Source organism: Paenibacillus wynnii (assembly GCF_000757885.1).
GTDB lineage: Bacteria > Bacillota > Bacilli > Paenibacillales > Paenibacillaceae > Paenibacillus_AQ > Paenibacillus_AQ wynnii.
On record NZ_JQCR01000002.1, the window covers coordinates 1,955,071 to 1,973,749 of the forward strand.

Genomic DNA, 18,679 nt, shown 5'->3' on the forward strand with positions numbered 1-18,679 from the left:
AGTAGCGCATGCTACCGTACTTGTAGCATGCGCTCTAGGGAAGTTCTGGCTTTGTCGGCGACAGCAGGCGGAACGTAAATTTGCGGTTTCATCGTCTCCAGGCATTTCACCAGTTTTTTTAGATTATTAACTTTCATATTAGGGCATACAAGGAACTTCGTGGCAAAATGGAACTCTTTATCCGGGCTGTCTTTACGCAGTTGGTATCCAGTACCGTCTTCTGTTCCGACGATAAACTGCTTACGGTCCGATTTACGGCAATATTCAAGAATAGATGTAGTGCTCCCCACATAGTCCCCCATAGCAACAACCTCTGGGCGGCATTCAGGGTGAACCACAAATTCTGCTTCAGGATACTTTGCTCTCATCTCATTTACATCCTTGACGGTAAGCATATCATGGGTATTGCAGTAGCCTTCCCAAATGATCAGCTTTTTGCCGGTTTGATCTTGGACATATTGTCCGAGATTTTTATCCGGTACCCATATAATTTCTTCAGCATCCAGCGACTCGATGACTTTTACAGCATTCGCAGAGGTACAGCAAATATCAGTCTCTGCTTTGATTTCAGCCGAGGAATTGATATAGGTAACCACTTTAGCATTAGGATGCTGAGCTTTCAGCTTACGCAAGCCATCTACATTGACCATATCAGCCATAGGGCAGCCTGCACGCTCATCAGGAATGAGCACTATTTTATTAGGTGCAAGAATTTTAGCACTCTCACCCATAAAATGAACACCACAGAACACAATGACTTCTGCATCGGTCTCAGCGGCTTTTTGAGCTAACAAAAATGAGTCACCCCTAAAATCGGCAACCTCTTGAATTTCATCCCGTTGATAATAATGAGCCAAAATGATAGCATTGCGTTCCTTCTTAAGCTGTTCCAGGCGTACACGCAGTTCCCGATTCTGTTCCTGCTTGCGCTCCAGCGCTAGAGCTTCCACTGTTCATTTTCCCCCTTATATCTTCGCCGCAGTTACGCCAGCGCATCATTTAAAATGTAACTAATATATTAATCATTAATGTACACAACGATCTTCGCCCTGTCAATGTAAACGGGTGTGGCGTTAAGCTTAGAATTTTGCCAATTTATAGAGACTAAAAAACCGGAGAACAGTTATGTTCTCCGGTTTTGTGTTCCTGCACATGAGGGATGAGGCACTTTAGACCAGGCTTCCGCCGCCGCCTTTATTGCCGTCTTCTGGATCGTTCTCGCCATCCGTCTCCGATTGGCCAGGAATGTCTTTGGTCAAATCTCCAAGTGGGGACGGGTTCTCGCCAGTCTTACCTTGAATACGAACCCGTACATCGCCGATGGTGTCGATGGTCGCTTCTCCAACCTCAATCGCAACCCCTTCGCCTTCTAGCGAGACACCGTCTTCATTCAGAAATCCTTGCTCAATCAGCTCTTTAATCTGATCTAGTTCAAGAGTTTCTTTCTCTAACAAGGTGTTCGCAATCAGGTGCATTTCTTTGGAATGCTTGATCAGGAGATCTTTACAACGCTCGTAGCTTTGACGAATGAAGTTCTGCATTTCTTGATCAATTTCATAAGCGATAGAATCACTATAGTTCTGTTCATGTCCGATATCACGACCAAGGAATACTTGACCTTGGGATGTGCCGAACTGCATAGGACCAAGCTTCTCACTCATACCATATTCCATAATCATCGCCCGTACAATACGGGTTGCTTGCTGGAAGTCACTATATGCGCCTGTGCCGATTTCACCGATGAATAATTCTTCGGCTACCCGGCCACCCAGGAGACCTGTTACTTTATCAAGCAGTTCCTGCTTGGTAACGATCATCCGATCTTCCTTCGGCAGCATGATTACATATCCACCAGCGCGTCCGCGCGGAATGATAGTTACCTTGTGTACGATATCGGCATGCTCCAGGAAATATCCTACGATAGTATGACCCGCTTCGTGATAAGCTACGATGCGTTTCTCGCGGTCACTAATCACGCGGCTGCGTTTCTCAGTACCTACGATTACACGGTCAATGGCTTCGTCGACTTCTTTCATGGAGATATCCTTACGATTACGACGTGCTGCAAGCAGCGCGGCTTCGTTAAGAAGGTTCTCCAGATCCGCACCCGTAAATCCGGTAGTACGCTTAGCAACAACATCAAGTCTTACATCGTTCGTAAGCGGCTTATTGCGGGAGTGAACCTTAAGTACAGCTTCACGGCCCCTCACATCAGGGCGGTCAACCGTAATTTGTCGGTCAAAACGTCCTGGGCGAAGCAAGGCAGGATCGAGAATATCAGCACGGTTAGTTGCAGCAACGATAATAATACCTTCGTTACCACCGAAACCATCCATCTCAACGAGCAACTGATTAAGGGTCTGCTCGCGTTCGTCATGTCCGCCGCCGAGTCCGGCGCCGCGTTGACGGCCTACTGCATCAATTTCATCGATGAAGATGATACAAGGTGCGTTCTTCTTGGCATTCTCGAACAAGTCGCGAACACGTGAAGCGCCGACACCAACAAACATTTCCACAAAGTCAGAACCTGAGATACTGAAGAATGGAACACCAGCTTCACCTGCTACCGCACGGGCCAGCAATGTTTTACCGGTTCCGGGAGGACCCACAAGCAGTACACCCTTAGGTATACGGGCACCAACAGCAGCAAATTTACGCGGATCCTTTAGGAATTCCACGACCTCCACAAGCTCTTGCTTCTCTTCATCAGCCCCTGCAACATCCTCAAAGCTGATTTTCTTCTTCTCTTCATTATATAACCGGGCTTTGCTCTTGCCGAAGTTCATTACCTTCCCGCCGCCGCCCTGTGTCTGATTGAACAAGAAGAAGAAGAGGGCAAACATAATGACGAGCGGGATAATCGAAGAAAAGAATGTCAGCCAAATGCTGTCACCCTCCATTTTCTTCTGGGTGTATTGCACATTGTGTTCTTCACTGGTTTTAACCAGCTCATTGATAGCGGCATCTGTAGGAGGAATATATGTGGAGAAGCTTTTCGATTTAGAGTCAGCAGGCGCCTTTCTATATTCACCAGTAACCAAAAAGGCATTTTGCTCGAACTGGACCGTCAATTTCTCCACATTGTCACTCTTAATTTCCTGCCTAAGTTCGTCGTATCTAGGGAAATCGGCGGCTTCGTTCCCATTACTTACAAATTGGACTATGCCCACCACGACTAAAAATAAAATCAAATAAAAACCAGAATTCCGGATGAACCGATTCATCCCCTACCTCCTCTCACACGCTTAAGTTATTGTACCATAGCCTGTTGGGACACCTCAAATAGTGGACGTCCCGTTATTAGATCCATATGATCAAAGGCTGTCTATAGGTCACTTGGAATAAATCTCAGGCTTTAGTACTCCGATGTAGGGGAGATTCCGATATAACTCGGCATAATCAAGACCATAGCCCACTACGAACTCGTCAGGAAGAACAAAACCAGTGTAATCCGCTTCGAGATCCACCGTACGTCCAGCTGGTTTATCAAACAGAGTCACCACTGAAATCGAAGCCGCATTGCGGTTGCGAAGCAGTTCAATTAAATAGCTGAGCGTAAGACCGCTGTCGATAATATCTTCAACAATCAGCACGTCGCGTCCTTCAACCGGCACATCTAGATCCTTAATGATCTTAACAACACCGGAGGATTTGGTTGATGCTCCATAACTGGATACGGCCATAAAATCCATTTCAACAGGTACCGTAATAACTTTAACCAAATCGGCCATAAAAATGAATGCTCCCTTTAATACACAAATGACCAAAGGGGTACGTCCCACATATTCTGCACTCAGCACTGCACCGAGCTCTTTAATTCTTTGTTGTATTTCCTCTTCGCTGATCAAGATCTCTTGAATATCGTTCTGCAACTTGCGAACCTCCTAAGTTATACTATGAAAGATTTACTTCAACCATTACGATCCTTCTCCATCTGCCTCTTCAAGGGACAGGAGAAGCACGTCCTGCGTTTGCCGCCCTACTGCGGCATGGATTGAGCGTCTTATGCCCGGAATCCAGACGATATTGCCCACACCATCACAAACCAAGGGAATAAGAGAGCGTTCGGAAGAAGGTATTTTATCATCAATGTAAATATCTTTTACCTTTTTGCTTCCGTTTAATCCCATGACTTTTATGATATCTCCGGGCAGTCTGGAACGAATCGTCAGCGGAAAAACCAGTTCACGAACGTCGAACCATGCCGACATCTTTCCTGAACCTTCCCCTTGAACCAAAAAGCTTTCTCTCTCCAGCACAGTCATCGTCAACACTTTCCCAATTTCACTTAAATTAAGCTGAGATTCGGGTAAAGAAAGCCGATATGTATAGCTTGCCTGCTGCTTCGGAGGCTTGGACGAGAACAAAATGGTGTCATATTGCCGCATACAGGTCAGGCCACCGCCTAAGTCAAGACTCCATGAAGTGGGATGGTCCTGCAGCGCTCCCCGGCGTACAGCTTCGATTTTATTAAAATCAAACACTGGATGGTCCGCCGACAGATAATTTAATATTAGTTTAATCAAACGCCGTTGTAAAGCGGAGGGCACGGGGGCAAAAGAAGCCCTGTCAAAGGCATATTCACCTTTACCGGTTCTGACCAGTTCTTGAAAGCATTTTGCGGTGGCTGCTTCCATAAATTCATCTTCGGCTCCGACAATCTCTGCCAGTTGCGTAAGTGACTGATTCAGTCTTCCGTTATACCTTTCCAGAAAAGGCAGCACCTCAAGCCTGACGGCATTTCGTTTATATTTTACCTGTCTATTACTGGCATCCTCGGCATAGGGAAAGCCGTGGCTCTGACATAGCTCTATAAGAGCTGTTTTGTTAATACGAAGAAAAGGGCGGATGAGTTCCACCTTTTTTTCGGTTCTTTTCCATCGCATACCGGCCAACCCTGACAGACCGCTTCCGCGCAACAAACGCATTAGCACAGTCTCTGCCTGATCATCAGCATGATGTGCCAAAGCCACAGATACCGCTCCGTATTGCTGAGCAGTGTCTATAAGGAATTCATAACGCTTCTTGCGTGCCGCCTCCTGAGCGCCCAATCCGCTCTTCTTAATGTAATCTGGGATATCAAATTCGGCCATCTCAAAAGCAATGCCCAGCTCCTTAGCCAGTTTACGGACAAATTCAGCCTCCTGACGGGACTCCGCTCTAAATCCATGATTCACATGGGCACATACTAAGGTTAAGGGTGTCCTATTTAAGGATATTTCGTGCAATACATGCAAAAGAGCCACAGAATCCGGACCTCCGGAAACTGCGACTACAATGGTATCGTGCGGCTCCCACAGCCCATGCTCCGCTGCAGCGTCAATTACTGCATCCACTAATCCATTCATTTGTTCCATATCCGGCTCCCTTTCCTGAAATATAAGAATATGAGTTTGTTTAACTCTGTGGATTATTCTTATACTTTTTATAATAGATCAGCATACCGGCTGTATGTATGAGTTCTTAGAAACGAATCACCCAATAAATTGTAAAGACCAGTACAAAGAGCGAAAATGCAAAGCTGTTCTTAAGCCAGCGCGGAGTCTTCATGCCCGTCGGCTTAACGGCTCTGGAGTTATATACGTGTTCCTTCCAAACGTCACATGCTTGTTTCGAATCTGAAAAGCCACTCTGCAATGCAAGGTTTAGCCAGGAGGCCAGCTTTCGATTCGGAAGATGTCTGGTCAGCTTAAGCAATTCCTCCACGCTTCGAGTCTGCGGCAGCTGAGAGGCAGCGGTCTTTAACCCGCCCTCATCCAGCAGGCGTAGACACAGCACAGCAAAGGAGAACAAATCATAAGCTTCATCCGCTGTACGGCTTCCTGCGTTCCAGAAACCACGATCATGCCACTCTGTAAACTGCTTCACACTTTTACCGAGGGGACTTACCCCGCCAAAATCAATGAGCTCTGCTTCTCCATAATCGGATACCATGACATTCTCCGGCTTCAAATCTCCGAATACAAAGCCACACTCATGCAGCCCGCGCAGCTTATCCAGCAATTTAAGTCCCACAAGTCCGATCCATGAGGGGCCGTGCTTGGACAGAAAATGATGAAGAGGCCTGCCTTCTATATAGCGCATGACATAAAACGGGACATTGCTGCCATCACTGAAATCATCCGCTTCCAGTAAATAAGAAGATAACGGCGTTTCCCGCCGGGCATGATATTCGTTCCGCTTTCTGCATGATTGCAGCGAGGTCAGCGCATTGATCTCCGATTGCAAATCAAGCGTATCGTATCCAATTTTTAGGGCATATCGATCCCGTCTTCCTTCTCGCTGCACTAGATATACGGTTCCGTTCGCACCTTTACCCAGCACCCGTTCTACAAGATAACGGTTTCCCCGCCACTTGCCTTGAATAACGGTACCGGTTGGATAAGGCGGATTAGACGACATACCCACCAAGCATCCCTTCTCTTTCGCCCTGGCCTTCCGCCAGATAGCGGCCTTGATGTTCATTCAGTGTATCATAACGATAGTGTTCAAGCACCTTGAAAATAGCCGGTCCTGTCGGCGTTGCACCCCTCATCCGTAAACGGGAGAACAGCGAGCGGATGCCTGACAAATCAGAAGTCCAATTCGCATCAAGCACAGCGTCCTCTTCACTGCTGCGTCCAGGGAAATGAAACACGGCAATCTCACTGGTTCCTTCCCGCGCTTCAAGACTCAGCGCCAGATCGCGAATAGCATCTTCTACAGCACCCAGCTTTGGCTTCATGCTTGCACTCGCGTCAATAAGCAGGGCAATCCGCAGGTCTGAAGTTTCTGTAAGATCATCTACTACAGTAACCACCTTTGAACGCTGGATCGGGGGTAAATCCTCCAAGGTGCCTTCACCCAGTATTTTTTTTACCTCTTTATTAACCGCTTGCTGGATCGTCTGAACCACCGTCTTGCGCGTCATCATCTGCATGGTTTGGGCTAGCTGGGGTGTACCGACTATGCGACTAAGTCCGCCACCTGCCTTAGCGATATCTGCGATTTCCCGGCTTCCAAGCTCACCGATGGTACCGTAATCAACCACGCCAACTACATTAACTGTGATTCCCTCCTGCAAGGCATGCGCAGCCGCCATTACCGGACTCTCGCCGACATTGGAACATCCGTCAGTAATAAGCAAGATTTGCTTCATCCGTTATCCACTCCCCTTGGCTCGTTTTGAAATCCTCTATCTCTATCATTTCCAGATATGAGAGATTTCAAACGCCGCTTAGCGGGAGCATAAAAGATTTATAGATCCGTGAATAACCACCACTGCGATAAATACTGGACTTGCGATCGCTGTTGTCCCCAGATTTCCTGAATGAATTTTACAAGGTAGAAATCTGGGGACAAAGGCGAACGCTCACGCTTCTACAGTTCCAGTATTTCTCTTCGTTACGTTATCACATTATAATTTCAAACCTATTATCAGACCGCTAAGTCAGCGGCTTTTGAAACGGGAGTACACAAAATTTTAACTGACGGTACGAGGCCGTTCCATCCGTGAAAGACCCGGTACATGCAGGTTAGACCATTCCGGACGGAAGTGATCCACCCGGCTAACTACTATGGTCATGTCATCCTGGATGTCATTGCCCTGATATCGAATAACCTTGTCAAGCAGGCTATCCGCCATTTCTTGTGGATCATTTCCTTCAAGTTCCTGGATTAATCTTTTCATCCATATTTCTTTATTAACGGCATAACCGGGCGCATCATATATACCATCGGTCATCATAATCAAAATATCACCGGGCTGCAGCTGCATACTCACCAGATCAACCTCTATGTCCTGAATGATCCCTATTGGGAGATTGCTCGCCGATACAGGGATAACTTCACTGCCACGTCTGATAAAGCTTGGAGCCGAAGCAATCTTCATAAACGTAGTCTGGGCGGAATACTGATCAATTAGCGCCATGTCTACGGTTGCATAAAATTCCTCCGGTGAGCGAAGCAGCAGGATTGAGTTCACTGATTTCACTGCCAGCTTCTCATCCATACCCGACTGCAGTAGCTTTTCTAGCATCCCGAGTGCTGCACTGCTCTCCATACGTGCTCTTTCCCCGTTGCCCATCCCGTCGCTAATAGAGACGGCAAATGTGCCATTACCAAGCTCCACCGTGCTGAAGCTGTCTCCTGACAGCATGTCTCCCCCTTTGGCAGCACTCGCCACTCCTGTACTAACTTCGTAAGCCTTAGCAGACCCGAAGATGACCATGGACAACCCTTCGCGGGGATGGACGGAAACTTCACTCGTTACGGCAATATTCTCCTCTAAAATATCAGATAGGAGCGGTGCAATCATTTTTCGGCATTCATCAAAGCCCCTTGTATAAGCATGCATTACTTCAATTTCCACATGCCCAGGGTCCAGGCTTATGATGTCTATGCTGTGAATGGAAAGCCCCAGCTTCTCCAGAGCCTCGCGAATTTGGCCTTCCTGACGATACATGGCCTGACCTTCGCGCTTGATTTCCCGGGCCAGATCCTCCATGACCTGTGATACTCCGGACAGTTGTTCCGCCACAAATTGGCGGCTGTCGTATATTTGTCTTTTCCATCGCATATCATGCTGATATAGACCATATTGACTCTTCATCACATCAAGCACTTCCCCCGTCTTGCCGCAAATCCGGCTCCACTCCGGCGGAAGATTGGTTGCCGTTATATCCGGGCACTCCTCTACAGTGGTCATCATATCTGTCATATATCTATAGGTCTGATAGAACTTTGAATCCCAGCAATGCGAGCGCCGAATACAGCCCGTGCAGGCTTCTTCGGTGACCGCATTCATGAAATGCTCCATCTCCCGATCCGATTTACCCGCCTCTCCGGCACGAGGGATCTGGCCGAAGCTGCTCGATAACTGCTTGAACACCTGAGAGAACTGGGTAACTCGCTCCGCGGTCAGATCCCTAACCCGCCTTGCATATTCATGCTGGGAACGGCTATGGTCGACCGTACCGGGGACATATTTCGCAATGGTAGAAATGAGAACCCGTGGAGTCAGCAAAAACAGCACTACCGCGACGCAGGTCTCCCACGTTGAGGCCATCATATCGCTAGGTCCCGTGAAATACACTGAAAGAATGGTTGACCCCAGCAGCATCCCTATAGATACAGCACCTTTCCGCCCTCCCTGCATCATACCCGCCAGCATCCCTGAAAAGGCCAGGAGACTCATTTGATAAATTGCACTTATATCAGCCAAACTTAGAATGAGTCCAGTTATCACACCGACAGAGGCTCCCAGCGGGGCACCGCCAGCCATGGCAAACAGCAGGATCAGATAGCGGGATAATATATGCTCCAGTGAAAGGCCGTTTACCGTCCAGCCTACAAGTCCGGTCATAACAGATGCCAGTAGAATAATTAAACAAAGAATCTCCTCATTTCGCAGCACCCGGCTCTTCTGCCGATACGTAAGCAGTGGAAGCGCCTGTAAAAATACTAGGGTAAGCACAAAGCCGAGAAGAGAATCCAGCGTCATCATCAGGAGAGGATACCACGATAGAGAAGGACCGATTACCGTCTGGAATAGACCTACCATAAACGAAGCCACAAACACCATCATCGGTGCGTAAGAGAGATCTATCCGTTGGAAGCTCTCCAACCCTTTATAGAGCAGAATAAAAATGATAAGTTCAGCTGCAATAACCAACCCTCCAGGGAATGGAGTAAAAAGACTTCCTGCAATGATGGCAACAGCCACCGGCAATACGGAGTCTCTGCGCATAAAGACAATGATGGCAAAATAGGCTGCAGCAAACGGCGACAGCTCGTCCAATATCATCGCTCGACCAAGAAAGAAACCCATAACAGTAAGCAGCAGCATCCATTTCTTTGAGGCGATAATCTGAAGCATGTGCTGTCTTTGGCTCCAGCCTTTAATACGCTCCCCAAAGGTTTTTTTCACTTCCTCATCTCCGCTTGCTACTCTTGTCCACTCCGGTAAATTAACCACATTGCTTTTGTTCATTCCCCTAAGCACCACCCGTTTGGAATTTATGTTTCCCATTATATAGCGGTTGGTTTGCTAAAGTTTGTCAAAACAGGAGGGGAAGTAGGAATAAATTTCCGACAAAAAAGCCTTCGCCGACATCTCTCGGGAAAGGCTTCTTAACCCTTGCGGGGCAGTTGGTTGAACTGCTTCGAGAGCGATTAGCCGTTAATGAACGACTGCTCACGGTGTACCCATTCGTCAGCGATTGCCCCAATGTTATGTGAAAATACACAGGATGCTGTCGGCAAAAAAATATGAATAGACAAAAAAACCGCATGAGGCCAAAAGCCCCAGCGGTTATTTATGATGTGCTAGATTAGGTTTAATCGCGTTTGGCGCCACGGCCTCCACGCTTACCTTCCGTGTTCTTCTTAATCGAAGATATCCGTTCTTCACTGTCTTTCAGGAAGCGTGACATTTTATCCTCGAATGAAGGTTTACCGGCTGCAGGCTTAAATGCACGCCCTCCCCGTTCACGATTAAATCCACCGCCGCCGCCGCCTTCACGACCGCCACCGCCACCGCCACCGCCGCCACCTTCACGACCACCGCCACCAAAACGGTCTCCACCGCTTGGACGATCTGGTCTTGGAGCTCTAGGGGGACGTACTTCTGACGCGGGCTTGTCAACAGCCTGCTTAATGGAAAGTCCGATCTTACCGTCCTTGTCAACGTTGATCACCTTGACTGTTACGACATCACTAATCTTCAGATGATCATTAACATCCTTAACGTAATTATCGGCGATTTCCGAGATGTGAACGAGTCCTGTGACACCTCCTGACAGATCCACAAATGCTCCGAAATGCGTGATGCCTGTCACTTTGCCTTCTAACTTGGTGCCCACTTCAATTGCCATAGAATAAAATGATCCTCCCTTAAAAATATACAGACGAATATAATGTTCATATAGTCTGCGGTGATTTGATTATACAGTATAGAGCATAGCAAGGCAACAGATTGGTACGTCTTTTAGCCCCTTATTTACTCTGATTGTTCCGTTCGAATTGGCGTTTCGCCTTTAGGATAAATATTATACCATTTACGCGCTAACTGGCCTATATACTCGGTATCATTCAACCTCGATACTTCATATTTCAGCTGCAGCAAGGATTTAGAAACATTCTCATTGGTCGCCTGCTTTTTTGCCAGCTCGTCCTTCTTGTCCGCAATAAGCGCACTCTGAGCAAAGAAAGTAAATCCTGCCCAACCCAAAAACACAGCTACAAAAAGAATCCATATGAACTTCCGCCTCTTGGTTCCAGCGGCCGAAGACTTTATGTAATTATTCTTCTCTTCGGTAGAGAATCTACTCATCTTAGCCCCTCCACTTCAAGGTCAGCGTCTCCATATTTTGGTTAACCATTTAGAACCTTTCACAACCCAGGATCTTGCTTTCAGCCAGAGCAGCCATGCAGAAATCCATCTTGCAGGCAACACCCATAATGGCTTAGTCAGCCACCGCAGTATTTTGAGTACAGACAGAAACATCCGACCCAGCAGGCGAAGAATTCCTACAAAAAGATTCCAAAGCCATAGCAGCGGTAGTCCGATAACGATTACAATCAACCGCCATACCAAACTACATACATATTGAACCGATTGAATTAACATTACCACAAAACGCCGTACCGTAACACTGAAGATCAAAAAATAGATCCATACTCCTAGAAACAAACCCAGGAAGGCATAGAACCGCAGTTGGCCCTGGTTGCCGGCATATAGCATCCGGAATACAAAAAGCGCAGCTGCCATCCAATAAAGCAGATCGAGTGCGGCATTTAACCCTTTGGAAAAATGCAGCTTAACGGAAATCACCCGGTAGCTGTCATAAGCCAGTCCCATCACACTGCCCGCCAGCAGCATATACAGCAGCGTTACCCACTGAACAACCGGGTTCATTTGAACAGCTTCCCGAGGAAGCCTTTATTTTTACCCTGTGTACCGGGATCGAGATAAACTAACGAGTGAACATTCCCCTCCAGAGACAGAATTCCATTCTCCAGACTTAAGTTTTTGATATGTAAATGGGTTCCACGGATGGTAAGATGGCCAAGCTCGGTCTGCAACAAAAACTCCTCACTATCGAAGCTCTCTACATTTTGAATCCCGGTGAGTTCCAACTGCTTGCGGCTGTGCATATGAAGATCATGCTGCTTGTTGACTTTAATCGGTTCGATCATAGCATGTACCCCTCCTCCCTAGTCCTAATCTATGCAAGAAGGGATTCCATTAGAACACAAGAGTAGAAGAATACCTGATATAGAGGGGAATCAAGAAGAAACGGCTTTGCCGTCCTTAATGGGAGCCTATGCTTCTGAAGCAACGATACTCCGTATCGCTTTCAGCCATCCGTTTCTCGTAGAAATATATATTTTAAAAAAGCGCACCTCTACATAACGTAAAGGTACGCTTCTCTTAATCTCTGGCTGTCAACTATTACCAGTCTAGGCCGGTGCTTTTGGCGATCGGCTCTTCCCGTAACAGTGTATACATGCCGGCTGCTTCATCCTTGCGGGTGGTTTCAACCAGCTTTTCCACTTTGACCGTTACCAGCTTCTGACCGAATTGAACGGTAATCTCGTCACCGATCTTTACCGCACTACTCGGCTTGGATTCCCGTCCGTTAATCAGCACCCGGCCTTGTTCGGACACATCCTTGGCAACCGTACGGCGTTTGATCAAACGGGAAACTTTCAGAAATTTATCAAGACGCATTAGTTAACTGCTTCTTTAAGCTTGTTCCCAGCCTTGAAGGCAGGTACTGTAGATTCCGGAATTTCAATGGTTGTGCCCGTTTGTGGATTGCGGCCTGTACGTCCAGCACGTTTACGAGTTTCGAAGGTACCAAAGCCGATCAGTTGAACCTTGTCTCCACCCGCCAAAGCTTCGGTAATTTCGCCCAGAAAACCGTTCAATACGGCTTCTACATCTTTCTTTGCCAATCCGTTTTTCTCGGAAATGTTGTTGATCAGATCTGTCTTGTTCATAATTTAAAGTTCCTCCCAGGATACAAAAAATAAATGAAACGCTAATTTGCAGCCAAGTTCTGCCACTAATCATCATTTCGTCTTTAAGATATTCTTGATGCCGATCCATATTCCTGCCACAACCCGTCATTTTCTACAAGAAAAACGAGAATTTACGTATTTCTTGATCGCTGGACAGAGATTATCCCGATGTAAGTTAGGCACTATTACATTATAAACCTGTAATACAACTTTAAATCAAGCAGTCTAACAAGAAGGGACAATTTCATAGCTTGAGTTGTAGCCCGTTAGAACCCGTAATCTGAAAGGCAGGAATCTCTGAAGCCATATCGAGGCATCGCCAGATCATATCTTCAAGCTCGGAGGCATTACCGGGTTCGATAAAATTGTTCCATAATGGCTCACCAGTTCCGAATATACGTTCGAGATGCGCTTCCATCAAAGATTTATCATTATGGATCGGCATTGCAGTGCACACTTCAGAAGGATATAAGCGGGGATACAGAAATTGCCCGACACTGCATACTACTCCCTTCGATGCGTGTGGAATAATCCTCTTGAACAATTTTGGATCGAAGGCCATTTTATGATCCGTAGACCAAAGATCGTCTTCGGCTGCGGCAATCCGATCTGATAAGTGAAAGGCCGAAACGAGCTCCGGATGCTTCGAAAGTGTACCCAGCCCCAGATGCGGATAGTCAGGCCACCCCGATGCCATAATCTTTCCCTGCTCTGCCCAAAGGAACGTTTTATCCCCGCTCATAAATAAATAGCCATTATTGCTGACCAGTTCCAGAAGCATCGTTGACTTGCCCGCACCTTTAGGCCCGATAATTAAAGTAGCCTGGTCATTTTTGTACGCGCATGCGGCATGGAGAACTGTAACGCCGTGATTCTCTTCGTTTTTTAATATGAGGTCCCTGATAAGTTCGATGTATACTAACTCCTCATGCCGGACATCTACTTCCTGCGTGCATATCAGGATGTCTCTCTTCTGTCTGTCAAAGACAAGAATGGTCTGGGATTTTGTACAAAAAATGAATTCCTTTCCGTCTTTATTAACCCTTATGCCCGGAATTGTAAAAAATTCGGAAGCGCTCATGCGCAAATACATCTCTTCTCCCGATGAGAAATCGACATCATTCACCAGCGACTGATTTTGAGTAATCGTAATATTGGCAACAGCATCCCCTTCCAGTCCTTCTGTTAACGTAAAATGACTTGAAAAGAAATCGAATATGGCTGAAAACGAGATTTGAGGCTCAATGCAAAGTGTTATTTTGGAATGCAGGAACTCAAAGTATACAATTGATTCTGGTTATAACCGTCCACAGCAATCCCCCTTCCTTTTCCTGACTCGGCTTCACAACGTATTACCATTCGTAATAATGCTACCAAGCGTTTCTGCATGCTTGATGGAGCTAAGCAGCCATGGTTCGCATGGATAACCATTCTGGTCCCGAGTTACAAGCTATAACTTGTTAAAATTTAAAATAAAAAAATGAATTTTTTCTATTATCTGGATCTAGATTATAATATACCAGTTTGTAAATCATGGTAAGTAGCGGTAATTTAAGTAGAAACAGAAATCAAAAAAACAGCCTTTCGGCTGCCTTCTGTTGTATATGAATAACTGGCTGTTAAGCCCGTTCTTTATGCTTAGCTTCCTGCCACAATGCTTCCATCTCCTCAAGATTGCTCTCTTCGAGACTGACACCCTTATCCTTAAGGCTTTGCTCAATATACTCAAACCGCTCCACAAACTTGCGGTTAGTGCGTGTTAAGGCTTCTTCCGGATCGGCTCCGATGAACCTTGCAGCATTTGTTGCGGCAAATAATAGATCACCCAGCTCCGAAATTTGCTCCTCAGCCGGTGCGCCTGCATCAATTGCTTCCTGCAGTTCATCTATTTCCTCACGAATCTTGGCAATCACATCCGTAATGTTATCCCAGTCAAAACCAACCTTAGATGCCTTCTTCTGAAGTTTATAAGCCTTCATGAGCGCGGGCAGATCACGCGGAATACCGCTGAGAGCCGATTGAGTCTCAGGCTTCACACCTTTACGGCGCTTCTCCTCTGCCTTCATGCCCTCCCAGTTCTGCAGCGCTTCTTCAGCGTTCCCTGCATTGGTATCCCCAAAGACATGCGGATGGCGGAAGATCAGCTTGTCATTCAACCCCTGAATTACATCAAACACATCGAAGGTTCCAAGCTCCTCTTCCATTTGGGAATGAAGCATGATCTGTAGCAGAAGATCGCCCAGCTCCTCCTTCATGTGCTCCGGGTCATCTTCATCTATGGTTTCCAGCACCTCATAGGTTTCCTCAATCAGGTTCTTGCGCAAAGACTCATGAGTCTGCTCCTGATCCCACGGACAACCTTCCGGGCTGCGCAAAATTCCAACAATCTCATGCAGACGGGAGAAGGTGCGCTTCCGGATATCCCCCTCACGGTTGGCCGGGATATAAATAAGAGACAGATTGCCATAGCCCTCCAGACGATCCAATTCATATAAGGGGACGGTCTGGATGCTCTCTTCGTTCTCCACACCAAGAGCATGTCCGACAACTACCTCGTAATCCGCCGGATACAGCTCCATCAGGCACAGCTTGGTCTCTGAGGCCGTAAAGGTATCATAAACCTGACCAATCAACGTGTGAAGCTCAGGCTGTAGTTGGGATCTGCGAATACCGGACGCGTCCAGCAGTTGGAAGCCTTCGATCGGGTCAAAGCCCAAACGCACAAAGGCTTCGTCCAGAAAGCTTTCTCCACCCAGTACATGTAAGGTTATTCCCGCTGAAGGACAACGCTTTCGGAGTAATGAGACCGCAGATTCCGCGACCATCGGGTGTCCCGGAACAGCATACACGATCTGCGTTCCATCTTCTGCCGTACGAGCCTCCTCAATCAGTCTTGAGGTAATGGCTTCATACACCTCCGGGAAAGAGGACAACGTCTCATACAATCCATCGAAGGATTCTGAGGCGATTCCAAGCTCCGTAAGAGCCGCCATAACCGGATGCTCCTTCGTACGGACATAAACTACGGAGGCCTCCTTCAGCTTTTTAACTATTCCTAATGTCAGCCTGTCCGGATTACCCGAACCAAGACCCACAACGGTTAATGTTGCACTCATGCCTGTTCCTCTTCTCTGCCCGCCTCTACCCTAGTAAGACCGCGGGGCTTGTTATAGGTGCTAATGTGAAGCTAAGTTGTTCCCACCCTTAGGGGAAGAGGCGAAGTTTCTTCATTAGCTTCGCCAAGGAGGGGCCGATGCCCGGCAGCCCCCGCAGCTCATCCTCGCTGAGCATCCGCAGGGCGATAGCGCCTACGGCAAAGACGGCGCAGCCCGCGCTCACGCCGAGCAGGCTCTGCGCCAGGCTTGCGGCGCGTCCGCCGGCCAGGCCGGCTGCTGCCAAGCCAGCGTCAGCGCCCCAGCTGACAGCGGCGGCGGCCAAGCCTAAGCCCGCGACCAGCAGCGCGGGCTTGGCCAAGACATCTGCGAGGCGAAGCCGCAGATGGGCTTTACGGTGCAGCAGCAGCACGTTGAGGGCTGCTGCGAAGAGATGCGCGGCCACACCAGCGATGGCCGCGCCGGTAATGCCCAGCTGCGGGACGAGCAGCAGGTTGAGAGCCGCCTTCAGCAGCGCGGCGGCCAGCAGGTGCAGCGCCGGCGCGCGCACATGCCCCAAGCCCTGCAGCAGCGCGGCAGAAATGATACTGATCGTGCCGCCGGCGGCTGTGAACGCGATCCAGGTCATAGTGACGGTGCCGGCAGCATTGCCGTACAAGGCCACGTTGATCGGCTCAGCAAGCACCGCTAAGCCAGCCGAGGCTGCGAGACCCAGCAGCCAGAACCAGTGAAGAGATTGCTGACAGCGTACTTCTATCAGCTTAGTATCTCCCCTGTAATTAGCCTCTGCCAGTGCCGGGATAAAAACCACCGATAGCGTCGTAGCCAGCATCGTTACAATCTGCACAAGGGGTAAGCCGCGGTTATATACGCCAAACTGTACCATCGCACCACTTTCGGTTGCACTCGCAGACAGCAGGCGGGGCAGTGTGAACACATCCACCAGTCCAATAAGAGGTATAGCAAGGGCTCCCAGCATTACAGGGACTCCGTAAGACAACAGACGTCGGGTATGGATGGCCGCCGGTTTTTCGGCAGGAGCCTTTATAGATACCGAACGACTTCGATGACGCCGCCAATAGAGCAGCATGATAATGAGCCCAGCAGCACCGCCACCGGCTGAGCCGAGCATAGCACCCGCAGCGATAGTCTCTGCACCGGCTCTTCCTGAACTTAAATACAACAGTAGAGTGATCATGACAGCAACACGTACGGACTGCTCTACAATTTGTGACACCGCTGTCGGCACCATATTATGTAGTCCTTGAAAATATCCGCGCAGTGCAGACATTACCGGGACAAAGAGCAGTCCCCATGCGGCAGTACGCAGTGCGGCAGTAATACGGGAGTTACCGACCCAGCCGGCAATATATGGGGCTCCCGTGTAGGTGGCGACACCTATCACTAAGCCGCTAACCCCGGTCAGGACCGCAGACCGCACTAAAATTCGTCGAGCGGCGTCCTGACGTTCGCCCACTGCCGCTTCTGCTACAAACTTGGAAACAGCTGCCGGCAAGCCAAGCATGGCTATTGTTACAAGTAATGTATAAAGCGGATATACGGTGTTATAAATTCCGAACACGCCATCACCGCCCAAGTTTTGCAGCGGAATTTTTTGGAGTGTTCCAATCAGCTTCGAAATAATGGCTGCCGCACTAAGAATAAATGCGCCTTGCAGCAGTTTGGAGCCTGGTGTTGAAGGTTTCATAAATATACCTGCTTCTAGGGCTATAATAGAATGAATTTCTATATTATACCGTAAAGGCCCCAGACAACAAAAGTCCCGCTTCCTCTCTGGATCATAAGTCCAAAGATAAGCGGGGCACATTGTACAGAAGGTATTACTGCTCCATTTGTTTGCCTAGAAAAGCGGCAGCAGTTTCAGCCATTTTAATTTCCATCTGGGACATTTTTACGGCCTCATCCTTATTCATCAATACTACAGAGCCAATAGGGTCACCGCCGGAGATAATCGGTGCGGCTACATAAGAAGACATAGTATCCGGATGATCCTTACAAATCTCATAACTTCCACTGTTCGTTTCCAACACCGTTTTCCGGCTATCCATACAGTTTTCCAATAAGATCCCTACCTGCTTATCCAAATAATCCTTTTTAGATCCGCCCGCTAAAGCAATGAACGTATCCCGGTCCGAAATCATGGTTATATGTCCGATACCTTCAAATAGCGACTCTGCATATTCCTTGGCAAAATCTCCAAGCTCGCCAATCGGAGAGTACTTCTTCAGTATAACTTCACCGTCACGGTCTACGAAAATTTCCAGTGGATCACCCTCACGAATTCTAAGGGTTCGTCTAATTTCTTTAGGGATAACTACTCGTCCGAGGTCATCTATACGGCGTACAATTCCAGTAGCTTTCATTTCACATGTTGCCCCGCTTTCATAAGAAGTATGGTCCAACTACTGCCTCTATGGGAAGGATGATCCCAGTGATTTATCGTGATATCTGACCCTAGTATTCATCTGTTCCCAATTACTTATACATAACATTACTTGATTAGAATAGGACTCCAACGGAGTGCGTGTAAGCACAAAAAA

Annotated in this window: 17 protein-coding genes; all 17 read right to left on the bottom strand. The window is 47.8% G+C overall.

The genetic code is table 11. The annotated features are described in order from the left end of the window. Positions 1-11: 11 nt before the first annotated feature. Positions 12-950 carry a quinolinate synthase NadA gene (nadA, locus tag PWYN_RS11315; protein ID WP_036651560.1) on the bottom strand — a complete coding sequence of 313 codons (939 nt, stop codon included), beginning with the start codon at positions 948-950 and terminating at the stop codon, positions 12-14. 219 nt (positions 951-1,169) lie between these two features. Further along, complete coding sequence (gene ftsH / locus PWYN_RS11320; RefSeq protein WP_036651562.1) at positions 1,170-3,224, bottom strand: ATP-dependent zinc metalloprotease FtsH; 2,055 nt, start codon at positions 3,222-3,224, stop codon at positions 1,170-1,172. Between the two features lie 108 nt (positions 3,225-3,332). Further along, the gene (gene hpt / locus PWYN_RS11325) at positions 3,333-3,872 is read right to left on the bottom strand and encodes a hypoxanthine phosphoribosyltransferase (RefSeq protein ID WP_036651565.1); all 540 of its coding nucleotides are present in this window, start codon (positions 3,870-3,872) and stop codon (positions 3,333-3,335) included. A gap of 45 nt (positions 3,873-3,917) precedes the next feature. Further along, the gene (gene tilS, locus PWYN_RS11330) at positions 3,918-5,357 is read right to left on the bottom strand and encodes a tRNA lysidine(34) synthetase TilS (protein ID WP_036651567.1); all 1,440 of its coding nucleotides are present in this window, start codon (positions 5,355-5,357) and stop codon (positions 3,918-3,920) included. A gap of 106 nt (positions 5,358-5,463) precedes the next feature. Next, positions 5,464-6,402, bottom strand: coding sequence for a serine/threonine protein kinase (locus tag PWYN_RS11335; protein WP_036653710.1), 939 nt, complete (start codon positions 6,400-6,402; stop codon positions 5,464-5,466). Beyond that, a complete protein-coding gene (locus PWYN_RS11340; protein ID WP_036651569.1) occupies positions 6,392-7,138 on the bottom strand; it encodes a vWA domain-containing protein in 747 nt (248 codons plus the stop codon). Before PWYN_RS11340 ends, PWYN_RS11335 begins: the two co-directional genes overlap by 11 nt. Positions 7,139-7,462: 324 nt before the next feature. Beyond that, positions 7,463-9,970, bottom strand: a complete 2,508-nt coding sequence (gene spoIIE / locus PWYN_RS11345) for a stage II sporulation protein E (RefSeq protein WP_036651571.1) — start codon at positions 9,968-9,970, stop codon at positions 7,463-7,465. A 346-nt stretch (positions 9,971-10,316) separates the two neighbouring features. Next, the gene (locus PWYN_RS11350; protein ID WP_036651573.1) at positions 10,317-10,853 is read right to left on the bottom strand and encodes a S1 domain-containing RNA-binding protein; all 537 of its coding nucleotides are present in this window, start codon (positions 10,851-10,853) and stop codon (positions 10,317-10,319) included. 125 nt (positions 10,854-10,978) lie between these two features. Further along, complete coding sequence (locus tag PWYN_RS11355; RefSeq protein WP_036651574.1) at positions 10,979-11,311, bottom strand: FtsB family cell division protein; 333 nt, start codon at positions 11,309-11,311, stop codon at positions 10,979-10,981. Between the two features lie 21 nt (positions 11,312-11,332). Beyond that, on the bottom strand, positions 11,333-11,896 hold the full coding sequence (gene yabQ / locus PWYN_RS11360) for a spore cortex biosynthesis protein YabQ (protein ID WP_036651576.1): 564 nt from the start codon (positions 11,894-11,896) through the stop codon (positions 11,333-11,335). Further along, positions 11,893-12,177: a sporulation protein YabP gene (gene yabP / locus PWYN_RS11365; RefSeq protein ID WP_036651577.1), complete on the bottom strand. Its 285-nt coding sequence runs from the start codon at positions 12,175-12,177 to the stop codon at positions 11,893-11,895. Before yabP ends, yabQ begins: the two co-directional genes overlap by 4 nt. Before the next feature lie 256 nt (positions 12,178-12,433). Then, positions 12,434-12,712, bottom strand: coding sequence for an RNA-binding S4 domain-containing protein (locus PWYN_RS11370; RefSeq protein WP_036651580.1), 279 nt, complete (start codon positions 12,710-12,712; stop codon positions 12,434-12,436). Continuing rightward, entirely contained in the window at positions 12,712-12,984 is a 273-nt protein-coding gene (locus PWYN_RS11375; protein ID WP_036651582.1) for an HU family DNA-binding protein, read from the bottom strand. Before PWYN_RS11375 ends, PWYN_RS11370 begins: the two co-directional genes overlap by 1 nt. A gap of 265 nt (positions 12,985-13,249) precedes the next feature. After that, positions 13,250-14,098 (bottom strand): phosphoenolpyruvate carboxykinase (ATP), encoded by an 849-nt coding sequence (locus tag PWYN_RS11380; protein WP_240479716.1) that lies wholly within the window; start codon positions 14,096-14,098, stop codon positions 13,250-13,252. A 526-nt stretch (positions 14,099-14,624) separates the two neighbouring features. Continuing rightward, the gene (gene yabN / locus PWYN_RS11385; protein WP_036651587.1) at positions 14,625-16,121 is read right to left on the bottom strand and encodes a bifunctional methyltransferase/pyrophosphohydrolase YabN; all 1,497 of its coding nucleotides are present in this window, start codon (positions 16,119-16,121) and stop codon (positions 14,625-14,627) included. 88 nt (positions 16,122-16,209) lie between these two features. Further along, the gene (locus tag PWYN_RS11390) at positions 16,210-17,826 is read right to left on the bottom strand and encodes a putative polysaccharide biosynthesis protein (protein ID WP_036651590.1); all 1,617 of its coding nucleotides are present in this window, start codon (positions 17,824-17,826) and stop codon (positions 16,210-16,212) included. A gap of 133 nt (positions 17,827-17,959) precedes the next feature. Continuing rightward, positions 17,960-18,502 (bottom strand): stage V sporulation protein T, encoded by a 543-nt coding sequence (spoVT, locus tag PWYN_RS11395; RefSeq protein WP_036653712.1) that lies wholly within the window; start codon positions 18,500-18,502, stop codon positions 17,960-17,962. Positions 18,503-18,679 lie beyond the last annotated feature (177 nt).